General features: G+C 70.9%; 20 protein-coding genes. 6 read left to right on the top strand and 14 right to left on the bottom strand.

The genetic code is table 11. The annotated features are described in order from the left end of the window. Window positions 1–13 precede the first annotated feature (13 nt). Both QSK32_RS43490 and QSK32_RS43485 read right to left on the bottom strand, forming a co-directional pair. Entirely contained in the window at window positions 14–532 is a 519-nt protein-coding gene (locus tag QSK32_RS43490; RefSeq protein WP_045748205.1) for a cysteine dioxygenase, read from the bottom strand. After that, window positions 529–1,410 carry an amidohydrolase family protein gene (locus tag QSK32_RS43485; RefSeq protein WP_157411603.1) on the bottom strand — a complete coding sequence of 294 codons (882 nt, stop codon included), beginning with the start codon at window positions 1,408–1,410 and terminating at the stop codon, window positions 529–531. Before QSK32_RS43485 ends, QSK32_RS43490 begins: the two co-directional genes overlap by 4 nt. Window positions 1,411–1,526: 116 nt before the next feature. Between QSK32_RS43485 and QSK32_RS43480 the strand changes: the two genes are divergently transcribed. Continuing rightward, the gene (locus QSK32_RS43480) at window positions 1,527–2,528 is read left to right on the top strand and encodes a LacI family DNA-binding transcriptional regulator (RefSeq protein WP_285475333.1); all 1,002 of its coding nucleotides are present in this window, start codon (window positions 1,527–1,529) and stop codon (window positions 2,526–2,528) included. Between the two features lie 61 nt (window positions 2,529–2,589). On the opposite strand, the gene QSK32_RS43475 is transcribed toward QSK32_RS43480, so the two are convergent. Both QSK32_RS43475 and QSK32_RS43470 read right to left on the bottom strand, forming a co-directional pair. After that, window positions 2,590–3,969 carry an aromatic amino acid lyase gene (locus QSK32_RS43475; RefSeq protein WP_045748208.1) on the bottom strand — a complete coding sequence of 460 codons (1,380 nt, stop codon included), beginning with the start codon at window positions 3,967–3,969 and terminating at the stop codon, window positions 2,590–2,592. Beyond that, complete coding sequence (locus QSK32_RS43470) at window positions 3,966–4,982, bottom strand: ornithine cyclodeaminase family protein (protein ID WP_285475332.1); 1,017 nt, start codon at window positions 4,980–4,982, stop codon at window positions 3,966–3,968. The genes QSK32_RS43475 and QSK32_RS43470 overlap by 4 nt, the downstream gene beginning before the upstream one ends. A 100-nt stretch (window positions 4,983–5,082) precedes the next feature. On the opposite strand from QSK32_RS43470, the gene QSK32_RS43465 reads away from it, so the two are divergent. Beyond that, window positions 5,083–5,916, top strand: a complete 834-nt coding sequence (locus QSK32_RS43465; RefSeq protein ID WP_045748210.1) for a MurR/RpiR family transcriptional regulator — start codon at window positions 5,083–5,085, stop codon at window positions 5,914–5,916. On the opposite strand, the gene QSK32_RS43460 is transcribed toward QSK32_RS43465, so the two are convergent. From QSK32_RS43460 to QSK32_RS43445, 4 genes are all read right to left on the bottom strand, one after another. After that, window positions 5,917–7,407 carry a M1 family metallopeptidase gene (locus QSK32_RS43460; RefSeq protein ID WP_045748211.1) on the bottom strand — a complete coding sequence of 497 codons (1,491 nt, stop codon included), beginning with the start codon at window positions 7,405–7,407 and terminating at the stop codon, window positions 5,917–5,919. Between the two features lie 38 nt (window positions 7,408–7,445). After that, entirely contained in the window at window positions 7,446–9,605 is a 2,160-nt protein-coding gene (locus QSK32_RS43455) for a molybdopterin oxidoreductase family protein (protein ID WP_285475331.1), read from the bottom strand. Window positions 9,606–9,657: 52 nt separating this feature from the next. After that, window positions 9,658–11,019: a cellulase family glycosylhydrolase gene (locus QSK32_RS43450; RefSeq protein WP_045748213.1), complete on the bottom strand. Its 1,362-nt coding sequence runs from the start codon at window positions 11,017–11,019 to the stop codon at window positions 9,658–9,660. A gap of 88 nt (window positions 11,020–11,107) precedes the next feature. Continuing rightward, window positions 11,108–11,737, bottom strand: a complete 630-nt coding sequence (locus QSK32_RS43445; RefSeq protein WP_045748216.1) for a DUF3159 domain-containing protein — start codon at window positions 11,735–11,737, stop codon at window positions 11,108–11,110. A gap of 124 nt (window positions 11,738–11,861) precedes the next feature. Here QSK32_RS43445 and QSK32_RS43440 point away from each other — a divergent pair, with 124 nt between their 5' ends. Together QSK32_RS43440 and QSK32_RS43435 are read left to right on the top strand one after the other, a co-directional pair. Next, window positions 11,862–12,380, top strand: a complete 519-nt coding sequence (locus QSK32_RS43440; RefSeq protein ID WP_045748214.1) for a MarR family winged helix-turn-helix transcriptional regulator — start codon at window positions 11,862–11,864, stop codon at window positions 12,378–12,380. Window positions 12,381–12,506: 126 nt separating this feature from the next. Then, window positions 12,507–13,061, top strand: a complete 555-nt coding sequence (locus QSK32_RS43435) for a DUF3455 domain-containing protein (protein ID WP_045748215.1) — start codon at window positions 12,507–12,509, stop codon at window positions 13,059–13,061. A 373-nt stretch (window positions 13,062–13,434) separates the two neighbouring features. Here QSK32_RS43435 and QSK32_RS43430 read toward each other — a convergent pair whose 3' ends face one another. Genes QSK32_RS43430 through QSK32_RS43410 form a run of 5 tightly spaced genes read right to left on the bottom strand, consistent with a single transcriptional unit; the run spans window position 13,435 to window position 20,267 of the window. Beyond that, window positions 13,435–14,073, bottom strand: coding sequence for a hypothetical protein (locus QSK32_RS43430; protein WP_285475330.1), 639 nt, complete (start codon window positions 14,071–14,073; stop codon window positions 13,435–13,437). Continuing rightward, entirely contained in the window at window positions 14,070–16,160 is a 2,091-nt protein-coding gene (locus QSK32_RS43425; RefSeq protein WP_052721070.1) for a galactose oxidase early set domain-containing protein, read from the bottom strand. The genes QSK32_RS43430 and QSK32_RS43425 overlap by 4 nt, the downstream gene beginning before the upstream one ends. Then, entirely contained in the window at window positions 16,157–17,404 is a 1,248-nt protein-coding gene (locus tag QSK32_RS43420) for a glycosyltransferase (RefSeq protein ID WP_285475329.1), read from the bottom strand. Before QSK32_RS43420 ends, QSK32_RS43425 begins: the two co-directional genes overlap by 4 nt. Continuing rightward, on the bottom strand, window positions 17,401–19,011 hold the full coding sequence (locus QSK32_RS43415) for an ArnT family glycosyltransferase (protein ID WP_045746813.1): 1,611 nt from the start codon (window positions 19,009–19,011) through the stop codon (window positions 17,401–17,403). Before QSK32_RS43415 ends, QSK32_RS43420 begins: the two co-directional genes overlap by 4 nt. Continuing rightward, window positions 19,008–20,267 (bottom strand): glycosyltransferase, encoded by a 1,260-nt coding sequence (locus QSK32_RS43410; RefSeq protein WP_285475328.1) that lies wholly within the window; start codon window positions 20,265–20,267, stop codon window positions 19,008–19,010. Before QSK32_RS43410 ends, QSK32_RS43415 begins: the two co-directional genes overlap by 4 nt. A 445-nt stretch (window positions 20,268–20,712) precedes the next feature. On the opposite strand from QSK32_RS43410, the gene QSK32_RS43405 reads away from it, so the two are divergent. After that, window positions 20,713–21,264, top strand: a complete 552-nt coding sequence (locus tag QSK32_RS43405; RefSeq protein WP_285475327.1) for a GNAT family N-acetyltransferase — start codon at window positions 20,713–20,715, stop codon at window positions 21,262–21,264. Here the strand turns inward: QSK32_RS43405 and QSK32_RS43400 are convergent. After that, window positions 21,170–23,164 carry a beta-propeller fold lactonase family protein gene (locus QSK32_RS43400; RefSeq protein ID WP_285475326.1) on the bottom strand — a complete coding sequence of 665 codons (1,995 nt, stop codon included), beginning with the start codon at window positions 23,162–23,164 and terminating at the stop codon, window positions 21,170–21,172. The genes QSK32_RS43405 and QSK32_RS43400 overlap by 95 nt on opposite strands. 112 nt (window positions 23,165–23,276) lie before the next feature. Between QSK32_RS43400 and QSK32_RS43395 the strand changes: the two genes are divergently transcribed. Next, a complete protein-coding gene (locus QSK32_RS43395; protein WP_285475325.1) occupies window positions 23,277–24,209 on the top strand; it encodes a hypothetical protein in 933 nt (310 codons plus the stop codon). Window positions 24,210–24,337 lie beyond the last annotated feature (128 nt).

Below are 24,337 nucleotides of genomic sequence, written 5' to 3'. Positions count from 1 at the left end.
GTACCCGAAGAGGTCAGGCCTCGCCCAGCGGCCGCAACTCGTCCGCGTAGCTGACGGCGTGGCGGCGGAGCACGCCGGTGGGGCTGATCGAGTACTGGCCCATGCGCCACAGCGGCGGCGAGTACGCGTGGATCGACACAGACCCGTCGACCGCGCCGGCCATCCGGTGGATGTGGTCGGGCCCGAAGGCGAACGCCCGGCCGGCCGCGACGACCCGGGTCACCGGTTCGCCGCCCATCCGCGGGTTGGCCTCGCTGACCGCGCCCCGGGTGACGGCGACCGCGCCCGACGACACGTCGTGGTCGTGCCAGCCGGTGTCGTCCTCGGTGTTCCAGCACAGCACCCAGATGTCGACGTCGCCGTCCCGGTAGAGCTGGGCGTAGTGCCGTTTGCCGGTGTCGTGGCGGACCAGATCCTCCCACAGCTCCGGCCGGGCAGCCAGCTCGGCGACGTAGCTTTGCAGTTCCTTGGGGGTGAGGGTGCGTCCGGGCAGGGTGGGCAGGCCCTCGGGGGCGGTGACAGTCGTCGTCATCGGGGCGCTCCGGTCAACAGGTGGCGGGGGTTGGCGGTGAACAGGGCGTGGGTGAAGGCGTCGCCCAGCCCGGGGTCGAGGGGTTCGGCGTATGGCCGGTCGGAGCCGTGCACGATCGGATCGACGCCGACCACCCGGACCATCGCGTCGATCGCCCGGGTGCCGTAGGAGGAGGTCTCGTAGTAGACCTGCGGGTCGATCGCGCCCAGGTCGCCGCCGCGGGCGTTCAGGCGCTCGTGGTGCAGGGGTGCGAGCCCGGCCAGGGCCACGAAGGCGATCCGTAGTCCGGGGTGCAGGCTCCGGCCGCAAATGTGCCAGGCCAGCCAGGACTGGTGCAGCTGGGACACGTACGGTACGAGCGCCGGCCACCAGCCGGGTAGTCCGGGCGGGCATTCGGGTGCCGGGCCGGGGTGCACCAGCAGCGGCTTGCCGGCGTTCTCGACCTCGGCGAGCAGCGGTCCGAGTCGTTCGATCGCGTCCGGGCCGGTGAGTGCGGTCGCGGGCAGTTGCAGGCCGGCGACCCGGGGTTCGGCCAGGATCTTGGCGAGGGTGGCGGGGTCGGGGTCGGCGACCGAGGCTGCGGCCCACACCCGGAACGGGTCGGGCAGTTGCAGGGCGCTGGTGTGCCAGACGTCGATCAGGTCACCGCCGCCGGGCAGGTGTTCGATGCCGAGCGGGCTGGAGAGCGAGACCAGGACCTGTTCCTTGCCTTCGGCCAGTTCCCGGTCGCGGCGGGCGGCGACGTCGTGGGCTGCCGGGTCGACCTCGTAGGGTGGCTCGCCCGGCAGGTGCAGGGTCCAGTCGCGCAGCATGCCCCGGGTGCGCAGGGCCTCGGTGAACCGGGCAGGCCACAGGTGCTGATGACAGTCGATCAGCAAGGGTCCGCTCCTTCGCATCGTCTTTAGTGAAGCGCTTCACGCATGAAGAGAGTGAAGCGCTTCCCTCCTTGTTTCGCAAGGTGATCCCGTACACGGGCCGGTGTTACTCTCGGTCGATGTCACGGCAGCAACCGCGACGGACGTTGCAGGATCTGGCCACCGCAGCCGGTCTCTCGCTCGCCGCGACGTCCTACGCCCTGCGCGGCGTCCGCGGCTCCCCCGCCACCATCGCCCGGGTCCGCCAGCTCGCCGACGACCTCGGTTACACCGTCGACCCGATCGCCCGTGCACTGGCCAGCGGCCGCACCGGATCGATCGGGGTCAGCGGTTCGCTGCGCGACCTGTGGCAGCAGGACCTCTCCGTGCTGCTCACCCGGGCCCTGCGCCGGCAGGGCCGGTACGCGATGATCGCCGACGCGGACGCCGACCCGGCCCAGGAGCGCCTCATCGTGGAACAGTTCGTGGCCCAGCGGGTGGACGGGGCGCTGGTCTCCCCAGTCGACCCGGCCGCGGAGCACTGGCGGTTGCTCGCGCCGTCGGTGGCGGTGGTGGCGATCGGCGACGCGCTGACCGCCCGCCCGGGTTCGGCGAGTGTGTTGTTCGACAACCGGTACGGCGTCGCCACCGCCCTGCGGCACCTCGCCGACCGGGGACACCGCCGGATCGGCCTGCTCGCGCCGTCGCTGCCGTCCACCCCCGGGCGTCCCGCCCAGCTGATGGCGGCGTCGATCGCGGACGCCCTCGGACTCGAGTTGATCGCGCGCGACGCCCCGGCCGCGATGAACGAGGCGGTCGCGGTGGCCGCCGGCCTGCTGACCGGCGACGGCCGGCCGACGGGGGTGTTCTGCCTGAGCGACTCGCTGGCGTTCGCGGTCTACCAGGCGGCCCGGGACGCCGGACTGCGCGTGCCGGAGGACCTGTCGGTGGTCGGCTTCGACGATCATCAGCTGGCGGGTCTCGTGAGCCCGGGCCTGACCACGATGGCGTGGGACGAGGACGCCATCGTGTCGGCGGCGCTGTCCCAGCTGAACGGCCTGCTGCAGGGCACCGTCACCGAGCTGCCCCCATTCCGCCCCACCCTGGTCGTCCGCAGCTCGACCACGACACCACGCCGATAGCCGCCACCAGCCTCGATATATCCTCTAAATCCTAGCAGAGAGGCGGGAGATGAGGGCCGGGCTACCCGAGCCGGCCGTGCTCCAGGGCGATGATCAGCGCGTCGATGTCCCGGCCGAACGGCCGGTCGGCGGTGCCGGGCGGCAGGACCGCGGCCACCCCGTCCAGGACCGCCGAGGCGACCGGCTCCGCGCTGAGCAGCCGGGCCTGATGCAGGGCCAGCAGCTCGCAGGCCAGCACCTCACGGACGCCGGTCACCGCCTCACGCAGGCACTCGGCGACCTCGAAGGTGAAGGACTGGGCGTCCTCCTGCCCCAGTGACGTCTCCACCACGCCGATCACCGCCGGGACGGCGAAACGGCGCAGTCGGTGTGCCACGCCCACCGCACGCTTGTGCACCGCGACCATCCCGGCATGCACGCCGGGGGCGTCGGAGAGCTGCCGGGGAAGGCCGGTGAGCGCCGGGTCCAGCAGGCGGTGCAGCCGGGAGGCGCCCAACTCGGCCAGGTGGATCAAAGCGGTGGTCAGGCCGGCGCAGGCGGTGGCCAGGTCGGTGCCGGCGAACCCGGCGCTGCCCACGAAATCTCCGTCGAGGTACGCCGGGGAGTCCGTCACCATCGCGAGGGCGCGGTCGGCGGCCGCCGCCACGGCGTCGGCCGCGCGGGTGGCGGCGGCCAGAGCGGGAGCCGTGACCCGGAAGGAGACCGGGGCCTGCAGTGCCCGGACCGGGCCGTCGCCCCGGTGGGCGAGCAGGGCGGCGTGGAGTTCCGCCAGTACCGGATCGCCCTGCGCCAGAGACGGGTGCCACGGGTCGCGACTGGCACCCACGATCGCATGGCCCGTCCCGCTCGCCGCCACGATCTGCTCGACGAGGCTGCGGGCGTCCGCCGCCCCGAGGGCCGCCATCCCGGTCAGCCCGGGCACGCCCTCGAGGAACGCCACGCCCTCCTTGGCCCCGAAGGAGTACGCACCGGCCTCCAGGACCGCCGCCCCCAGGTGCGCCAGCGGGATGATCTCGCCCGCGGCGCCGGAGCCGCGAGCGGGCACGTCCGGCACCACGTCCTCGTTGAGCAGGAGAGCCAGCCGCAGGCACAGCTCCGGGGAGACTCCGGCCGCCGGGTGCAGGAAGGTCCGCAACCGGACGGCCAGCAGCGCCCGCACCGACGCCCGGTCCAGCCACGGGGCCGAACCGACGGCCCGGCCCAGCATCAGCGTGTTCTGGTGGCGGTCCCGGGCCGCCGCGTCCAGCCGCACCCCGGCGAGCGCGCCCATCCCGGTGTTCACGCCGTAGACGGGCCGGTCCCCGTCCAGGGCCGCCAGCACGAGAGCCCGGTTCGCCGCCAGCGACGCCAGCAGCGCCGGGGCGAGGGTGAGCCGCGACGAGCCCCGGGCCAGCGCGACGATCGCCGGGCGGTCGAGGTCGTCCGCCGACGTGATGATCATCGGTAGCGCAGCATGGTGCCGGCGTCCGCCGCTTCGGCCCGGGTCAGGATCAGGTGGGCCAGGGCGACGTCGAGGATCGACAGGCCACGGTGCCAGAAGAGGATCCGCTCGTCCGGGCGCTCCCGTCCGGGTTTGCGGCCGGTCACGATCTCGCCGAGTTCGGCGTACAGCGTCTCGGGGCTCAGTCGGCCGGTGTCGACGTGCGCCCGCAACGCCCCGAACCGGCCGGACTGCGACTCCCGCCAGTCGTCGACGACGACCTTGTCCATCACGTCGAGCAGGTCGAGTTCGACGGCGCTGACCGTCCCGTACGGCACGACGAACGCACCGGGCCCGACCGCCGCGGTCCGCAGCAGCGGGGACGGCTTCTCCAGCCGGGATGCCTCGACCAGGATGTCCGCACCGTCGAACACCTCGTCGGCGGTGGCGACCACCCGGACCGGGGTGTCGGTGACCGCGCGGAGCTGTTCGCCGAACGCCTCCCGGGACTCGGGGCGCCGGCTGGTCACGCGGATCTCGTCGAGGTCGAACAGCGCGTCGAGCATGGTCACGTTGGAGAAGGCGGTGCCCCGCGCGCCCACGTGCCCGAGGATCTTCGCATCCGGGCGGGCCAGGTGTTTCGCCCCGACGGCGGTCATCGCACCGGTCCGCATCTCGGTGATCAGGGTGGCGTCCATGATCGCGAGCGGCACCCCGGTGTACGGGTCGTAGAGCGTCATCAGCGCCAGTTCGCTGGGGAGCCCGAGCCGGTAGTTCGGCACGAAGTCGCCGACCACCTTGACGCCGCTGACGCCCCGCTCGCCCAGGGTGGAGACGTGCCCGCGGAGCACGTTGAAGTGGCCGGCCCCGCCGTTCTCCGGGATCAGGTGGGTGCGGGGCTCGAAGACCGTCCGCCCGTCGCCGTGTGCTGCCACGACGGACTCCGCGGCGCCGATGGCGTCCTCTTTCGTGATCCCGAGGGCATCGATGTCCGTACCCGAAAGGAACCGCAACCGGATCGCCTGCTCAGCCATCGCCCTCACCCGCCCGTGTGCGTGAATCAACACATGCACCATATAGCCTCTGTGTTTTAGGCTATTCATCCATCGGCCGGAGGAACACGGGACGGGACGGATGGCTCAGGGACAGGGACTCGACACCCAGCGGGCCGAGAGCTGGCTGCTCGACCTGGCCCAGCGGCACCGGCTCTCCCCCACCCAGCGCCAGATCGTGCAGCGGATGCTGGGGATGTTCCCGGACGTCGCGTTCCTGTCCACGATCGAGATCGCCGAGCAGGCCGGGGTCAGTCAGCCTACGGTGACCCGGCTGGCCACCGCCCTGGGTTTCGCCGGTTTCCCGGAGTTCCGCACCGCGCTACGGCACGCCGTACTGTCCGGAACCACCGACCGGGACGACGCCGGCGAACGGCGTGCGGTGGACCAGGAACGCGACAACCTGGACAGCCTCAAACGGGTACGCCTGACCGACGCCGTCCAGGCACTGGCCGCCACCAGCCCGCTCGGTGTGATCGGCCTGCGCGCCTCGGCCGCGCTCGCCGACTATTTCGGCTACTTCGCCCGGCGGGTGCTGCCCGCGGTGACCGTCTGCACCGAGGCCGGCGGCGTCGAGGACGCCGTGCTGCAACTGCACCAGCAGGGGGCGACAGCACTACTGGTGTTCGCGATGCCCCGCTATCCGGCCGGCACCGTCGCCGCGCTGCGCCTGGCCCGCAAGCTGGGCCTGACCACGGTGGTGATCGCCGACACCGCGCTGGTGCCGTTCGCCGTCGACGCCGACGTGCTGCTCGTCGCGCCGGTCGGCACCGGCCTGGTCTTCGACTCGCACGCGGCGGTGGTGGTGCTGGCGATCAGCCTGCTCGACGCGATCGCCGGCACCGACCCGCAGCGCACCCAGCAGCGTCTGGAAGCGCACGAGGCGCTCGTCGACCGCTGGGTGCACCACGAATGATCAGTGCTGGTGCAGCAGTTCGTGGGTCAGGCTGATCTTCTCCCACGACTTCGGCGCCTTCACCTTCGCCACCGACGCGGCGGAGGCGACGACCGGCTTCGACGGCGTGTACAGCCACGCCTCGAACAGCGCGTCCAGGTCCTCACCGGAGATCTTCTCGGCCAGGGCGGTGAACTCCTCGGTCGCGGCGGTGCCGTACTTCTTCTCCGCCGCCCAGGTGCGCAGGATCTCGAAGAAGTCGTCGTCACCGACGGCCAGGCGCAGCTGGTGCAGCGTCATCGCGCCGCGGTCGTACACGGTGTCGCCGAACAGCTGGGCCACCGTCGGATCGGCCGGCGGGTACGTCCAGATGTCGGCGTCGGCCGGGTACGCGGCGTACAGGTAGTCGAAGATCTCCTGCGCGGTGCCCTCGTTGTTCTTCTCCGACCAGAGCCATTCGGCGTACGAGGCGAAGCCCTCGTTGAGCCAGATGTGCTTCCAGTCGGCCACCGAGATGGAGTCACCGAACCACTGGTGGGCCAGTTCGTGCACGACCACCGAGGTGTTGGAGCCACGGCGGAAGAAACCGTCCGCATACGTCGGGCGCGTCTGGTTCTCCAGGGCGAACCCGAGGGTGCCCGGCGGCGCGACCAGCCCGCCCTGGGACTCGAACGGGTACGGCCCGAACACCGAGCTCTCCCACTCGACGATCTCGTTGGTGCGCTCGATGCTCGACTCGGCGGCGTCCCGGAAGTCCGGGCTGAGCAGCTGCGAGTACGCGTTGTAGATCAGCTGGCCGTCGGCGCTGGTGTCGGTGGTGATGTCGTACTGCCCGACGGCGAAGAAGGCCAGGTAGGTGGCCTGCGGCTTGACCGACCGCCAGCTCCACCGGGTGTAGCCGAGGGTCTCGCGGACCGGGACGCGCGGCTGCACGCCGTTGCTGATCACCTCGAGGCCGTCCGGCACCGACACCGAGACGTCGAAGGTGGCCTTGTCCAGCGGGTGGTCGTTGCTCGGGAACCACCACCAGGCGATCTCCGGCTGTCCGACGGCGATCGCCCCGTCCGGAGTCTTGATCCAGGCGGTGTACCCGGCGCCGACCTTGCTGGACGGGACGCCGGAGTACTGCACGACGACGGTGATCGCCTGCCCGGCGGCGATCGTCCGGGCCGGGGTGACGACCAGCTCGTGGTCGCCCTCGCGGGCGAACGTGGCCGGCCGGTTGTTGACCCGGATCGACGACACGTCGAGCAGGAAGTCGAGGTTGAAACGGGACAGGTCCTGGGTGGCGGTGGCCAGGATGGTGGTGGTGCCGGTGAGCAGGTCGGTCGCCGGTGTGTAGCGCAGGCGGATGTCGTAGTGGCCGACGTCGTACCCGCCGTTGCCGTAGTCGGGATAGTAGGAGTCGCCGATTCCCGGTGCTCCGGGAGCAGGCGCCGCCTCGGCGGCAACGGCCGTTCCGGCGAGAGTCAACGCGGTGGCCGCGAGAGCCACCAGCAGTCGTCGCACGATGGAACTTCCTTCCTCCGGTGGAGTGAGTCCCGTCGAACCTATCGAAGTTTGGCGATTTTCACGCTCACACCGTTGAGAACAGTGTTACCGGACAGCGGATCGACGGACATCTCATCGGTCAGCAGGTTCGCGTTGACCCCCGGATGCTCCGCCGCGACCGTCATCCGGGCGCCGGGCACGCCGTGACCCCAGCCGTGCGGCAGGCTCACCACGCCGGGCATCACCCGGTCGGTGACCTCGACCCGGGCGGTCAGGCTGCCCGCCCGGGAGGTCACCTCGGCGTCGTCACCGTCGGCGAGCGCGAACCGGTCCGCGTCCGCCGGATGCATCTGCAACGTGCAGCGGTCCCGGCCCTTCACCAGCGCCGGCACGTTGTGCATCCAGCTGTTGTTCGAGCGCAGGTGACGGCGGCCGATCAGCACCAGGTCGTCGCGGGAACGCCCGGTCGCGGCGAGCAGCCGGCCGGCCTCGGCGGCGATCGCCGGCACGACCAGCTCGATCGTGCCGCTCGGCGTGCGCAGCACCTCCGGGACCCGCGGCTGCAACGGTCCGAGGTCGACGCCGTGCGGGTTCTCGATCAGCCGGGCCAGAGTCAGGTCGTAGGCCCCGGCGCGCAGCGCCACGTCGAGCAGACGTTCGGCGGGCCCGTCACCGGTCACCTCGTCGCGCCCGACCGTCCCGCCGGACTTCGCCAGGGCCCGGGCCAGCAGCGTCTCGTGCAGCACACCCGGATCGGTGTGGTCCTGACCGGCGAGGATCAGGGTGAGCCGGGCCAGCACGTCACACTCGTCCATCCCGCCCGGGTCCGGCGGCAGCACCGGAGGCGAATAACTCGCGAAGTTGCGCACGGCGAAACCCAGGAACGAGAAGTCGTAGTGCCCCTTGCGGGCGGACTCCATCGGCGGCAGCACCACGTCAGCGTGCCGGGTCGTCTCGTTCAGATACGGGTCGACGCTGACCATGAAGTCCAGCCCGGCCAGGGCCCGGTCCAGACGGGCGCTGTTCGGGGTGGAGAGCACCGGGTTGCCGGCCACCGTGACGAACGCCCGGACCTGCCCCGGACCCGGCGTCTCGATCTCGTCGGCCAGGGTGGCGACCGGCAGCTCCCCCTTGACCTCGGGCAGCCCGCGGGCCCGGCTGTGCCAGCGGCCGGTCCGGAACCCCTTGCCACCCGGCCTGTCGTGCGGTCGCAGGTGCGCGGCGAGCGGGAACATCACGCCGCCGGGCCGGTCCAGGTTGCCGGTGAGCACGTTGAGCACGTCGATCAACCAGCTGGTCAGGGTGCCGAACTCGACGGTGCAGGTGCCGATACGGCCGTACACCGCGGCGGACCCGGCGGTGGCGACCTCCCGGGCCAGGCCGCGGATCCGCTCGGCGGGAATGTCGCAGGCGCCCGCCGCCAGCTCGGGCGTGAAGTCCGCGGCCAGCTCGCGGACCTGATCGAGACCGGTCACGTGCGCGGCCAGATGTCCGAGATCGACCAGCCCTTCGGCGAACAGCGTGTGCACCATGGCGAAGAGCAGGAAGGCGTCCGCGCCCGGCCGGATGAACAGGTGCTCGTCGGCGTGCTCGGCGGTCCGGGTGCGCCGCGGGTCGACCACCACGAACCGGCCACCGCGGGCCTGGATCGCCTTCAGCCGGCCGGGGAAGTCGGCGGCGGTGGCCAGGCTGCCGTTCGACTCCCACGGGTTCGCGCCCAGGATCAGCAGGAAGTCGGTGCGGTCCAGGTCGGGTACCGGGATGGTCAGCGGATTGCCGAACAGGTAACCGCAGGACACGTGCTTGGGCATCTGGTCGACGGTGCTGGCGGAGAACACGTTCGGCGTGCCGGCGGCCTTGAGCAGCGGCGTGACGTAGAGGCCGCCGGCCATCGTGTGCGCGTTCGGGTTGCCGAGATAGACGGCGAGCGCGCTCCGGCCGTACCCCGCAACGGTCTGGGAAAGGCCGTGCGCGACGGCCTGGAACGCATCGTCCCAGCTCGCCTCCCGGTGTTCGCCGCCGTGCCGGATCATCGGCCGGCGCAGCCGGTCCGGATCACCGGAGAGCGCGCCGAACGTGGCGCCCTTGGGGCAGACGAAACCGTGGCTGAAGACGTGCTCGCGGTCGCCGCGGGCGGCCAGGATCCGGCCGTCGCCGACGGTCAGTTCCAGGCCGCAGGCGGCCTCGCAGAGGGGGCAGGTCCGGTATGCGGTGGCCATCGGCCGAGTATGCCGCCGCAAACCGCGAACCGGACCTGCCAAATCTCTCGGATCAGCTCGCGGTGCAGGTCACGGCCGGTACCGGATTGCTGCCGGTCCAGGAACCGAGGAAGCCGAACGAGGTGGCGGCACCCGCGGCCAGCTTGCCGTTGTAGCTGACGTTGCGCGCGGTGACCGCGCTGCCGGAGCTGGTCACCGTGGCGTTCCAGGCGTTACTCACCGCCTGACCGTTCGCGTAGGTCCAGGTCACCGTCCAACTGTTGATCGCCGCGCTGCCCGCGGTGACCTTCACGTCGGCCTGGAAACCGCCGGACCAGGACCCGGTGATCGTGTACGCCGCGGAGCAGCCACCACCGGTCGGCGGGTTGCTGCTGGACGCGCTCGGTGACGGGCTGCTCGGCGACGGGCTGCTCGGTGCCGGGCTGCTGGGGGTGACCCCACCGAAGATCGTCGCCTGTTTGGCGGTGGCCTTGATCCCGTTGGCGCCGTTGAAGATCCGCTGACCCCACGTGGTCAGCCGGCTCGCGTCGAAGTCGGTGGCCATGTCCAGGATCGGGTCGGTGTTGCCGGCCCACGACCAGCCGAGATAGCCGAGGTCCCGGGCGACCGCCTGGGCCAGCAATGTCTCGTGGTCGACCTGGCTGGAGTCGAACTGCCAGCCGAACTCGCCGATCACCAGCGGCCAGCCGTTGTTCTTGAAGACGTCGAGGTAGTTGATGATCGACGCGGCGGTGTTGAAGACCGAGTACATGTGGATCGAGAGCACGGTGTTCTTGCGGGTGTCGGCGTTCAGCACGGTCTGCGCGTTGTCCCGCATCGTGTACTGCCAGTCCTGGCCCCAGTTCGGCGCGTCCACCATCAGCAGGTGCTCGAAGCCGTTGGTGCGCATCTTCTGGACCGCGGCGACGGTGGCGGCGGTCCACTGCGCCGGGTTCGTGTTGCCGATCGGCTCGTTGCCGATGTTGATGACGACGTAGTCCTCCTGGCCGACCAGCACACTCTTCAGGCCGATCCAGTAGTCCACCGCCTGATCCAGCGAATACGCCGCGGTGTCCTCGCCGTAGCCGGTGGTGTCGTGGTCCTCCAGCACGCAGATCATCTTGTTCTGCTTGCACAGGTCGATCACGCCTGCGACGTCGGCGGCGGTGTTCGCGGTCCAGCGCCCGCCGCTGAGCACGACCCGGACGGTGTTCGCGCCGAGCGCCTTGATGTCGGCGAACGACTGGGTCTGGCCGGCATACCAGGTGTGCATGTGGTTGACGCCGCGCATGACGAACTTCTGGCCGTTGGCCTCGACGATGTCGGTGCCGACGATGTGCAGGCCGGTGGCGGCGTACGCCGGGGGGACGAAGAACAGGACGGAGGCGGCGGCCGCGGCGAGGGCCGTCAGGAGGGTGAGCAGGCGCCTTTTCATGAACCTACCTCAGCTCTGGGGGATGATCGCCTTTGGGAGCGCTCCCAGGCTAGCAAGAAATCGACGCTCGTCGTTAACAGTCAGGAAATCAAACGGTCTGCGGGTGCCGCAGGCCGGGGTGGTCCTCGGGCAGGTTGCGGCGGATCACCCACCAGCTCACCGCCATGCAACCGGCGACCAGCGGCCAGCTCAGCGCCACCCGGGCCACCCCCAGGGCGAACACCTGCCCCGCGGCGTAGAGCGGGAGGAACACCGCCACCCGGATCACGTACTGCAGGACCCAGACCCAACTCCCCCGCGCGTACGCCCGGAGCAGCGCCGGGTCCCGTCGCCACCGCGTCCTCTGCCCGAGCACACCGCCGACCACCAGCCCGAGCAACGGCCAGCGGATCACGATGCTGACGATCCAGGCCAGCGCGCTGGCGCCGTTGCTGAGCAGCTGCAGCAGGAAGAAGTTCTCCGCCTTGCCGGTGCGCAGGGCGATCAGCGCGGCCACGCAGACGCCGAGCAGTCCGATCACGACGGCCCGCGGCTTGTCACCCTTGCGGATGCGCCAGCCGGCCACCGCACCGCCGGCGATCAGCGCGGCGATCGTGCCGCCCCAGATCGACTGGCCGCCGATCACGTAGCCGGCGACGAAGCCCACCGCCGGGAGCGACGCATCGACAGCGGCCCGCCGCCCGTTGAGCAGCTCCGCCAAGGTCTCCGGCTGTGCCATCGTCACCCTGTCCACGTGCGGTTGGTTAGGGCAGCCTAACCCAACGAGATCAAGCAAGTTGACCGAGGCCCCACCCGCCACAAGGTTGACACGACGGCGGACCGCCGGGGTGGATGATGTGATCATGGACTCGGCCTGGCTGGACGACGATCAACTCGCCGCATGGGTACGCCTCGTCGCGGTCGTCGAGCTGCTCCCCGGCGTGCTCGACACCCAGCTGCGCCGCGACGCCGGACTGACCCACTACGACTACCTCACCCTGGCCATGCTCTCCGAGGCGCCGGACCACACGCTGCGGATGACCGACCTGGCCCGGCAGACCAACGCCACCCTGCCGCGACTGTCGCACGTGGTGCAACGCCTGGAGACCCGCGGCCTCCTCGAGCGGTTCCCCTGCCCGTCGGACCGGCGGGCGACCAACGCGCGGCTCACCACGGCCGGCTGGGCCACCGTGCAGTCCGCGGCCCCCGGACACGCGGCGACCGTCCGTAAGAACGTCATCGACGCCCTGACACCGGAACAGATCGCGCAGCTCAGAGCGATCAGCGACGCGGTTCTGAGCCGACTCGACCCGCACGCCGTGTTGCGCGGCAACTACACCCGGTACGACCGGGGAGGTCCGCCTTCGCTACCAAAAGCGTAGCCATCGGATTGTTATCCGTTTTCGCCGATTTAAGGAAGATCTAAAGATTTCCATGCAGGTTCCCCACAGGTAACCCCATACGGTGTGGCGGCCACATACACCACAGGGATATGGAGTCCTGCTTCCATGGCTCGCAAGCGCAACCGCCTCCGCGTCGTCACCCTGGCCGGGGCCGCCGTGGTCGTTGCCGCCCTCGGCACCGTCACCTACAACGCCTCCGCCGCCGAGCAGCGCCCGCAGGCCGGAGCCGAGTTCACCTCGGCCTCGGTCCCCGCGGCGATCCGCCCGCCGGCCGGCTCCCGGTTCCTCGGGACGGCGAAGGTCGTCAAGGGCACCCAGACCTACACCTGCACCGGCGGCGTCTTCACCGGCGCGTCGGTGCCCGAAGCACAGCTGGCCGGCACGATCGGCAAGGTCCACCACTACAAGGGCCCGAGCTGGACCGTCGAGCGGGACGGCTCCACCGTCACCGCCACGAAGATCGGCGAGGCCACCAAGACCGGCACCATCCCGCAGCTGCTGCTCGAGATCAACGGCCACACCGGCCCGAACGGCAAGCTGACCAACGCCAAGTACATCCAGCGTCTGCAGACCACCGGCGGCACCGCGCCGGCCGGCACCTGCACCGACGGCGAGACCAAGGCCGCGGCGTACGGCGCGACCTACGTCTTCTGGTCCTGACCTCTGCACTGAACCGGTGAGGAACGGCGGCGGCGGGGACCCTCCCACCGCCGCCGTTCCGCATCCCCCCTTACCGCCGTGGTGGTTTCGGGCGCCCTGGGCGCCCAAAACCACCACACCCCCAACCGCGTGTTGAATTTGGGCGCTCTAGGCGCCCAAAACCACCACACCCCCAACCGCGTGTTGAATTTGGGCGCTCTAGGCGCCCGAAATCAACACACCCCCAACCGCGTGTTGAATTTGGGCGCTCTGGGCGCCCGAAATCAACACACCCCCAACCGCGTGTTGAATTTGGGCGCTCTAGGCGCCCGAAATCAACACACCGGGGTGGGGGTGGGGCAGGTCGGACGGGACCTCCGGCCTGCCCCACCGGTCATTTGTCGCAGGCGATCCGGTTGCGGTCCGAGTCCAGCTTCTGCTTGTCGGTCCCGGCCACCTTGATCTCCTTGAACCCCTGCTGCCGGAGCCAGGTGCACTTGTCCTTCACACCCCGCGGGAACGCCAGCGGGATGCACTGGGCGATCGTCCCGTAGTTCCGGTCGCAGCCGTCGACGGTCGCCGGAACCTTCTCCGGCTTGGTCGGCTTCTTCTTGGCCTTCTGCCGAACAACGCCGGGCTGGGCGGCGAACTCCTGAACGAACGGCTTCGGCTTGGCCTGCCGGTCCACCTTGGCCGCCTCCGCGCCACCCTCTATGCCCGACTTTCCTGATTTGTCGGACTTGTTCGAGGAGGTGGCACCGGAGCCAGAGGTGGCACCGGAGCCAGAGGTGGCACCGGAGCCGGAGGTGGCACCGGAGCCGGAGGTGGCACCAAGGCCGGCGGCTTCGGCGGCCTTCCCCGGACTGCCCGCCGGATCGACCGGCGTCGTCGCCGAGGCGCTCAGTGTCCGCTGGGCGGCCGACGCCGTCCAGACCGCGGTCTCCGGCTGCCGATCCGCGGCGGCGGCCCACCCGGCCACCCCGGTCACCGCCACCGCGGCGACGATCAGGCCGGTCACGCGTACCCGATTCATCCGATTTTCACCCACTTCGCGACGGAGGGAACGCCGTTCGCGCCGACGGCGAACAGCATGTACCAGCCCGGCGGCGCCAGGTTGGGGTTGCTCGTCAGGTTCAGGTCGACGGTGTTGCCGTTGACCGTCATCGGCAGGTCCACGAACCGCTGGTTCGGGTCGCTGGAGTGGGTCACCGCGGCCGGGCGGATCAGCTCGGCCTTGACGATCGGCTTGTCCACGGTGATCCGGTTGGCGGTGCCGTACGCCCACTGGTTGCTCGCCACGCTGGTGATCTGCGGGCGGGCGCCCTGGAACAGGTACGGCGGCGAGTACACCGAGACGCGCATGTCGAAGGTGCCGTTGCCGGGGTTGTCGCCGACCGCCATCACCCGGCCGTCCGGGAGCAGGAACGCCGACGAGTGGTAGCCGCGCGGTACCGGGTCGGTGGCCATCCCGGCGGTGAACTGGTTGGTGGCCGGGTCGTACATCGAGGCCTCGAAGACCGGGGTGGCCCGGTTGTGCAGGGCGCCACCGGTCTCGAACACCTTGCCGTCCGGGAGCAGGACCGCGGAGACGTACATCTTGCCCTGGGCGCCGGTCTGCGGGACGCCGCCGTCCAGCTTGCCCTGCGGGATCTGCGGTCCAGCGGTGTACACCGGGCTGGGCTTCTTCAGGTCGATGATGTCGGTGAGGCGGTGCGCGTCCGGGTTGGTCTCGTTGTTCCCGCCGCCCATGGTGAGGACTTTCTGGTCCTGGGCCGGCGGCAGCAGGACGCTCATCGACTGGTCGCGTTCGTCCTTCTTGCGCAGACCCGGAACCTCGGTGATGGTGCCCGCGTTGTAGTCGTAGATGGACGAGCCGGATCCGGGCAGGCCGTTGCCGAAGACGTGGCTGCCGGAGTAGAAGAGGCGGCCGTCCTGCATCAGGATCATCGAGGGGTACAGGCCCCAGAAGCTCCAGGTCTGCTTGGCCTCACCGGTGCTCAGCCAGCGCTGCTGCGCGTCGGAGAAGTACTGGGTGAGGACCGTGCCGTTGGAGTCCTCGCCGAGGCCGCCGAGCGAGATCACGTCACCGTTGCCCATGATCGTCGCGGACGGGTACCAACTGCCGCCGCTCATGTCGTTGACCCGCTGGTAGGAGTTGGTCGCCGGGTCGAAGATGTACGAGTTCTTCAGGCCCTTGTAGCCGTGGCTGCCGTCCGCCGCCGCGTAGTCCTTGTTGCCGCCCATCACCAGGATCCGGCCGTCCTTGAGCTGCACGTGCCCGGCGCAGAACAGGTCCTCCGGCGTGGCCACCGCGGTGAACTCGCCGGTGCCCGGTTTGTAGATCGCGGTCTTGAACGTCTTGGCGGCGAACGCGTCCGGGTCGTTGCCGGATCCGGCGATCAGCAGCACGTTGCCGTTGCGCAGCACCACGGCGTGGATGCTGCGGACCGGTGAGTTGAACGGCATGACCGCCCAGGCGCCCTTGACGCACTTGTCACCGGCGCTGCACGCCTCGCCCGGGGCCGCCTGCGTGGCGTCGCTCATGGTGTAGTCGTCGGTCTTCAGCGTGCCGTTGCCGTAGATCGTCACGCCCCAGACGATCTGGTCGGTGTTCGCCGGGATCTGCGGGGTCCGCACGGTCTGCTGGGTCCAGGCGGTGGCGACCGGCATGGTGGCCAGGTCGGTCCAGTACACCCAGCCCTGGGCGACGTCGTGCCGGAACATGGTCATCACCGTGTTCGGGGTGGACGTCTTGTACCAGACCGAGAGGTCGTACTGGTGGCCCGGCGTGACGTTGGGTGCGCAGGACGCGTCCTCGAGCATCATCGCCTTGCGGTCACCACTGCCGGCGTTGGTCAGGGTGACCGACATCGACCGGGCGCCGCTGTGCGCGTCGGAGCTGACCGCGAAGGTGTGGCCGTTGTCGCCCCAGCCGGACTGCTCCCAGCAGACCGGGAAGCCGTCGCCGGCCATCGACTCCAGGCCCGGGTTGGCGATCAGGTTGGCGGCGGCCGAGACCGGGCGCTGCGGCAGGACGAGGAACAGGGTGAGGGCGAGCACCAGGAACTGGGCTATCCGCAGCCGGTTCGACCGGCTCAGCAGCGGACGTGTTGGGTTCATTGTTTCTTTCCCGTCAGATAGATCAGCCTGTCGGAGATCAGGAAACGAAGGACGAAGGACGCCACCAGGGTCAGCATGTTGCCGGCCAGGACGCCCAGGCTCAGGCCGCTGACCAGCAACGCCAGCAGCGGGATCCGGACCAGCAGGTCGGCGTTGCCCATCAGGAAGAACCGGCTGAACCGGCTGAGCAGGCCGCGCCGCCGGTGGTTGCGGTAGAGCAGCGAGTCGGTCAGGGCGAAGTTCCAGAGGACGGCGACCACGTTGGCCACCACCGCGGCGGCCGTGTAGTGCATCGCGGTGCCGTGCAGCAGCGCCCAGAGCACGGCCTGGTTGGGCAGCAGGCCGGAGACGCCGATCAGGGCGAACGCCAGCATCCGCAGCCGGCCGACGCCGAACCGCAGACCGCCGATGTGCTTGAGGAAGCGGATCCCCTCGGCGGCGGTGGACTTGGACTCCCCGGCGTGCCGGGCCTGGAACGTGTACGGGACCTCGACGATCCGGCCGAGACGGTTCCGGACGATCAGCTCGAGCAGGATCTTGTAGCCGAGCGGGCGGAGCTGATCGACCTCCAGTGACGAGGCCCGGATCGCGAACAGCCCGCTCATCGGGTCGCTGACCGACAGCAGACTGTTCCGGAACAGGGTCTTGACCAGCAGGGTGGAGCCGCGGGAGACCAGTCGGCGGTAGCCGTCGGCCAGCCCGCCGGTGCTGCCGCCGCGGGCGTACCGGCTGCCGACGACCAGGTCGGCGCCGTCCCGCAGACCGGCGGTGATCAGGTCGGCGACGATCTCCGGCGGGTGCTGCAGGTCGGCGTCCATCACCACGATCCACTCGCCGCGGGCGAGCCGCATGCCCTCGACCACCGCGCCGCCGAGACCGCCCACCCCGTCGTCACGGTGGTGCACGGTGACCGGCATCGGGAAGTCGGCGGCGGCCTCGGCTATCACCTCCGGCGTGCCGTCGTCGCTGTCGTCGACGAACACGATCTCGGTGTCGTGGTGCGGCAGTGCGGCGGCGAGCCGGGCCAGCAGCGCCGGGACGTTGTCGCGCTCGTTGTAGGTGGGCACGATGATGCTCTGCCGCAGGGTGCGGGGCGCCGGGCGGACGCCGATCTGGCCGGGCAGCACGGCCCGGGTGCGCCCGCCCTTGCGGTACTGGTCCAGTGGCAGCGTCTTCTCGCCGGGCGTGACGGTCGCCTGGTGTGGCATGCCGACGGCCGCCCGGCCCTGAGCCTGGGTGGTCATGGGATCTCCTTGGTGATCCGGCGGATCTCGATGCGGCCGACGCCCTCGCCGAAGCGGGCGGCCACCGTCGAGTTCGCCAGCATGGTGTTGACCGCGGTCAGCGTCTTGGAGTCGCCGCGCAGCGCGGGTGTCGAGACCAGGTAGTCGACGTCGCGCCAGCCGTTGGGCAGCCGGGCGGCGACCTCCGGGTCGAGGTCGAGCTTGTAGAACCAGATGGCCTTCTCCGGCGGGTATCCGGCGTCCACGCATTCCAGCCAGAGCACGTCGTCGGCCACGACGGTGGTGTTCTTCGGGTCCGGCACCTGGGTGCGCAGCCACTGGGCGGCGGCCACGTACTCCGCGTGGTAGTTGTCGTGCATGGCCCGTGCGTTGCCGGTCCACCAGCGCGGCGCGACGAGGGTCGCCGCGATCAGGGCGAGGGCGGCCAGCGCCGCCGGCCGGGCCCAGCGCTGCCGGGCCGGGGCGAGCCGGACCGCCAGGTCGAGCACGCCGGCGATGGCGATCGCGAAGAACGGCAGGAGTTGCACGACGTACATCACCGGGAGGTGGCCGCTGGGACGCAACGCGATCAGGGTGAGGATCGCGCCGGCCACCGCGGGCGGGCGCAGCCGGCGCACCGGCAGGCAGACGACGGTGGCGATCAGCCCGCCGACCAGGATCACCGGGTCGTGGTCCAGCCAGGAGTTCAGCAGTCCCTGGGCGATCGATCCGTCGGTGAAGATGCTGCCACTGCCGGCCCGCGAGGCGAGCTGGAACTGCCAGGCGCCGACCAGCGAGACGTGCCCCTCGCCGGGGAACAACTCGCCGCGCAGCAGGGCGTACAGCGGATAGAAGACACCGACCAGGGTGAGGCCGCTGACGTAGCCGCCGATCGCCCAGGGGCGGGTGGTGCTACGGGCGCTGTGCTGCCAGAGCGCCAGGACCACCGCGGGCAGCGTGACCAGCATGGTCTCCTTGCTGAGCAGGGAGACCGCGGTGGCGGCGCCGGCCGCGGTGAAGTGCCACAGGTTCCGGCGCGGGGAGAGGACCAGGGCCAGCGCGGCGAGCATCCAGACCACGGCGAAGGTGTCCAGGTAGACCCCGCGGTACATGACCACGGTGAGCGGTGACAGGCCGAAGACGACCAGGGCCGCGGCGGACGACCAGACCGCCATGCCGACGCGCCGGCTGACCAGGTAGATCAGCAGCAGGATCGCCGCCACCACCGGGAGCATGGCGACGCGTCCCATGGTGGCCACGGTGCTGCCCTCGCTGCCGAGCAGTCCGGGCAGCCAGGAGAGCCCGGCCAGCTGGATCCAGGCGAGCGGCGGGTGGTCGTACCAGTAGGTGTAGTGGGCGAGTCCGTGCCCGTGGGCGACGGCCCAGGCCTGCGCGAGGTAGGTGCCCTCGTCGTCGTTGACCATCGGGTAGCCACTGATGTTGATGCCGATCACGGCGAGCACGATCGCCGTCAGGCCCACGGCGAGGGCCTTCTCGGCGTGGCTGATCTCCCGGGGCCGGGCCGGTTCGGGGATCGGCACCGGCATGGGCGACGGGGTGGTCCCGGGCCGCGCGGCGCGCGCCTTCGGGATGACGACGGTGGTGACGGAGTCGTTGGTCGTGGTCATGCGGCACCCGCCGTGGTGGTCTCGGCAGTGGCGTTGCCCTGCAGGTGGGCGCCGACGTGCGCGGTCAGTTCCCAGTTGCGCCGGCCGGTGTACTCGCGCCAGACGGCTCGCAGCGCGGCGACGCTGAGGATCAGGGCGTACGGGAACGCACCGAGGATGAGCCGGGCGTAGTCGCGGGCGGTGACGCTCAGGTGGTACTGCTTGCCGAAGTCACGCAGGCCGATGGTCTGGAAGACGATGTTGGCGAGCATCGGGACGACCGGCACGAAGGTGGCCAGGGCGACGCCGATCGGCAGTGAGGTGGCCAGGGCTACGCCGACGCCGACCGGGATCGCGACGCCGGAGAAGGCCTGCAGGAACGGGCCGACCAGGGTGTACCGGGCCAGGACACGCTGGCGCATCGACGGCAGCCGGCGCCACTCCCCCTTGCGCAGCACCTGCAGGAAACCCTGGTTCCAGCGGGTGCGCTGCTTGACCAGGCTGCCGATGGTGTCCGGGGTCTCCTCGCGGGTGACCAGCGACGCCTCGTACGCGACGACCACCTTGGCGCCCCGGCTGCTCAGGCGTACGCCCAGGTCGCAGTCCTCGGCGAGGCAGGTGCCGTCCCAGCCGTTGGCGCCGCGCAGCACGTCGGTGCGGACGAAGACGGTGTTACCGCCGAGCGGGATGAACCCCTTGTTCGCGTGCAGGTGCAGCCGGCTGCGGAACCAGAAGAAGTACTCCAGGCAGTTGTGCAGGCTGAACCAGCTGGACTGGAAGTTGATCAGCTGGACGCCGCCCTGGACCACGTCGGCGCGGGTGGACCGGAACGCGTGGTCGACGTGTTCCAGCAGTTCGGGGTGGACCACGTCCTCGGCGTCGAAGACTCCCACCACGTCGCCGCGTACGTACGGCAGGGCGGTGTTGAGCGCCCGGGGCTTGTTCTTCACCTCGTTGTGGTCGGTGATCACCAGGATGCGTCCCGGCGCCCGCAGCGCGATCCGTTCGGCCACCGCGGCGGTGTCCGGGTCGTCGTGGCCGACGATGATGATGATCTCGTAGCCCTGGTGGGTGGAGCGCAGCAGCCGGTCCACCGTGTGTTCGAGCACGGCCTGTTCGTGCCGGGCCGGCAGGAGCAGGGAGAACGTCAGCTTGTGATCGCCGTCCGGCTCGGCGAACCGGGTCGCGGCCAGGGTCTCCGGGGTTCGCCAGGCGTGCATGGTCCACCACAGCGTGATCGCGGCGAACGCGGACAGCACGACGGAACTGACAATCATGACGGCGGCAGCCAAGGTTTCGCCTTTCAGCAATGCGGGAAATCGCCACCAGAAATGGGGTCCGCAGACCTTAGCGCGCAGCACCACCAACAATTCAAGTCGATCATCTCTAATTCCCACCATCTAGTGAGCGTGGTCGAATTCTCCGCTTTGTCCATTTCCTATTGCTTTGCATATCCGCAGGTCGGATACGTGACAGAAGCCGGCGTGCCGCCAAACAGGAATGCGATTGCAGATAAATCCGAGAATTGCTTCACCACGCCGAAGGCGGGAACGCATCGCCGAAAAGGAGAACCGGAGCGGACACGGCACGACGCGCCTACCGAAAGAGGGTAAACCAGATCGGCTCTTTCCCCCATCACGCATCCGGGGGACCGGGCCGACTTGCCGAACCTGTGAACGACAGTTAGGTTAGCCTCGCCTTACTGAACCTGAACGGGGATTCATGCCGACGACAGATGAGACCAGCGTGGTCGTGACCGACCAGGTCGACCTCGACGCGCTCGCCGACCTCTACCGCCGGGTGCACGCCGCCGACCTGCACCTGCCCGACCACAGTGACCCGTCCCTCACCGACCGGCTGCGCTGGACCGCCGAGGCGCCCGGTTTCCAGGCCACCCTCGGCTACGTCAACGGCGAACTGGCCGGGACCGTGATGGGCTGCCCCCTGCCGCCGGAGACCCTGTGGTGGCGTGACCTCGAGGACCCGGACGACCCGGACCTGGTCCGCGAGTGGGACGGCCGGACGTTCGCGGTCTGCGAGACGTTCGTGCTGCCCGAGCTGCGCCGGCACCGGCTCGGCGTGCAGATGTTCAGCGACCTGCTCGACGTGCGCACGGAGGAACGGGTCAGCCTCGCGGTGACCGAGACCAACGTCCGGGTCTGGCGGGCGCTGCAGGGCCTCAGTTTCCGGCACGTGGGCGATCTGATCCCGTTTCCGGGCTGGCGCTCCCACCGGATGCTGGTGCGGGCGCTGCCGTTGAGCTCGTCGCGCTAGGCGAGGACACGGTCGGACTGTCGAGAACACCGCCGGGCACCGCGATCCGCGCCGGCCCGGTGGGCAACCGGATCGGCGCGGAGGCCCGCCCGGTCACGCTGTCCACCACGGTCAGCGCCGACCGGCGGTCCTCCGACCGCTCCCCGGTCGCCAGCACGTAGACGTCGGTGCCACTGAACCCGATCTGGGAGACCTCGCCGCCCACCTCGACCGGCGGGCCGGCCACCTCACCGGCCACGTCGAACCAGCCCAGGGCGCTGCCGGCCAGGTAGGCCCGGCGTCCGCCCGGGGCGATCCCGATGGCGTGCGCCCGCTCCGCCCCCGGCACCGCGAACCCGGTCCGGACCGTCCCGCCCGCCCGGTCCACCGGCACCACGTCGACCCGGAAACCGTCCACGGTCTCCCGCTCGCAGAGCACGAACAGGGTCCGCCCGTCCGGGGTGACGTCCAGCGCGGTCGGCCGGCCCGGCAACCGGACCGGTTCGCCGAGCCGGCCGGCCGCCACGTCGAACCCGGTGACGGTGTCGGTGGCCAGCACGTACACGCCGTCCGGTCCGGGCACCACCGCGGAGGTGCCCACGGGCAGTTCCTGGCGCATCCGGACCCGGCCGGAGGCGGTGTCCACCACGGTCAGCCGGGCCGGGGCGGTGACCCGCTCCACGCCACGGTCCACCTCGGTAACGGCGAACTCGAGGGCATAGAGCGTGCGCCCGTCCGGGGCGGCGACCAGCTCCCCGCCGTTGCGGCCCAGATCGACGGCCCCACCGGTCCGGTCGCCGGTCGCCACGTCCACGGTGTGGATCTTCGCCTGGCCCTTGGCGCCGGCCGCCTGCAACGCGTAGACCCGGCTGCCGTCCACGGCGACCACCGTACCGAGCAGCCGCGGAACGCCCGCGGTCCGGCGAACCCGTCCGGCGATCACGTCGAAGAGCCGTACCCCGTCGGCGCTCTCCAGGACCGCCGTCCGGGCATCCGGCGTCAACCCGAACGCGCCGGTGCCGCCACCGGCCCGGCCCAGCTCGGTGACCACCCCGGCGCCGGTGTCCACGGCGGACAGCCGGCCCGACTCCGAACTGAACGCATAGACCACCGGACCGGGGCCGGGCGGCGGTGACGGCACCGGCACGGCCGCCACGAACCGGGGGCCGGCATCGCGGGGCAGCTTCACGAACGGGACGGCCGCGGCGGCCGCCACCGCCGCCGACGCCGCGGCCGCACCCAGCAGCCGGCGACGGCCCACGCCGCGGGGCGGGTTCGCGGCCAGCACCGCGCCGTGCAGCACCACCGGTTCCAGGTCCGGGTGCGCCGATCCGGGTCCCGCCAGATCCCGCAGCACCACCTCGGCACCGGCGCCGGCGAGGTAGGCGCGGACCACCCGGTCCACACCGGACCCCGCGACGGTCGCCCCCACCTGAGCACAGATCCGCATCCGGCCGTCCGGGGTCCGCGGGTCCGCGGTCAGCTCGCCCGGATCACCCGCGATGCTGAATCCGGTGCGCGTACGGGTGATCGCCGCGATCTCCACCGCGGACCCGTCGAGCACCAGGACCGCCGCCGCGCGCCCCTTCAGCAGTTCGGCGCCGACCCCGTGGGCGACCGCCACCGGGGTACTCACGAACACCGGCATGGGCAACCCCGCCGACGCCGCCGCCCGGGTCACCTCGGCCCGGTCGGCGGGACCCCAGCAGGCCGGGTGCACCACGGTGACCCGGCCCGGCACACCGGCCAGCGTCCCCCGGACGACCTCGGCGAACGTCACCGCGCAGGCGGCCGGCGGTGGGCGTTCGCCGGGATGCCGGGACCTCCACACCACCCCCGGGTACGCCGTCCCCGCCGCGGCCACGGTCGCCGCCGTCGTCCGCGCCTGCCCGAACCAGAAAACCAGGCTCGTCCTGTCCACGATGCGCTCACCTCCTCCTCCGCAAACGGTGCTCGGGCGAAAGGGATACGAGACGGTGTCTATGCGTACGATTCCGGCCCAAGTCCTGGCGATGAGACGGGAGCGTTCCTGGGTGCGTGACGACGAACAGTTCTCGGCTCTGACAGCGGCGATCCGGCACACCGCCGCGGCCGGCGGCCGATGGTCCGGGCGGCGCCGGTGGCGGAGCCTCGCGAACCTGGCTGAGCAGGCCGGACCCGGGACGGTCCCGCCGGCGTTCCTGGCCGCGTTGCGCGCCGACCCGGACGGGGACGGGCGGGCCGAGGAAGTGGCACGGGCGTTCCTCTGGCGGTCCGGGAACGACCCGGCGTTCGCCGCGGGGCTGGCGCGCTGGCGTCGTTCGTACCAGAAGAAATCCTCCTCGCTCGGGGTCGTCGCGATGGTGGCGCTTGCGGCGGTGGTGGCCGGCGCGCTCGGCGAACCGCCCGGGGACAGTGCCGGGCCGATCCGGGCCGCCGCGCTGCGGGCCGCCGCGCGCTGGTGCTGCGACCGGGCCGGGGACCGTTACGGCAACGACCGGTTCTACTGGCCCGGGTCACGGCAGGCGTTCGTGGCGGCACGCCGGGCGGCCGGCGGCGGGGTGCCGGGCGATCTGGCACACACCGGCGGCAACCGGATCGAGGTCACGGTCCGTGCGGCCGGCCCGGCTCCGGTGCGTCTTCTGGGGGTACGCGTCCTGCTCCGCGACCGCCGTCCCGCGCCCCGGCCGGGGCTGGAGTTGGTGCTGCCGTGCGACTGCACCGGCGGGCGCCGGGTCCGTGACCTGCTGAGCACCGACCTGGACCAGGCCGTCCCGTCGGTACGCCCGGCCGGCGGCCCGGTGGTGAGCGTGGGACCGGCGGATCAGGTGATGGTGCTGCGGGCGGACAGCCGGGACTGCGACTGCCGGTTCGACCTGGAGCTGCGGTGGCGTTCCGGCGGGCAGGACGGGACGACCGTGCTGGACGACGGCGGGCGACCGTTCCGGGTGGTGGGCCGGGCCGGCCGACCCGTCGTCGATCTCTAGACGCAACGCCGTTCAGTTAGGCGGATGGCTCATGCGTCAAGGCTCGTCGGTGACGACGTTGATGCTGGTGGTGGCCTTGTAGGTGTGGCGGTCGATGTTCGGTCCGCGGGCCTGGTATTTGGAGTTCG

The sequence above is a fragment of the Actinoplanes sp. NBRC 101535 genome (assembly GCF_030269225.1).
Classification (GTDB): Bacteria; Actinomycetota; Actinomycetes; order Mycobacteriales; family Micromonosporaceae; genus Actinoplanes; species Actinoplanes rectilineatus.
This window is presented reverse-complemented; position numbering and strand designations above follow the sequence as displayed.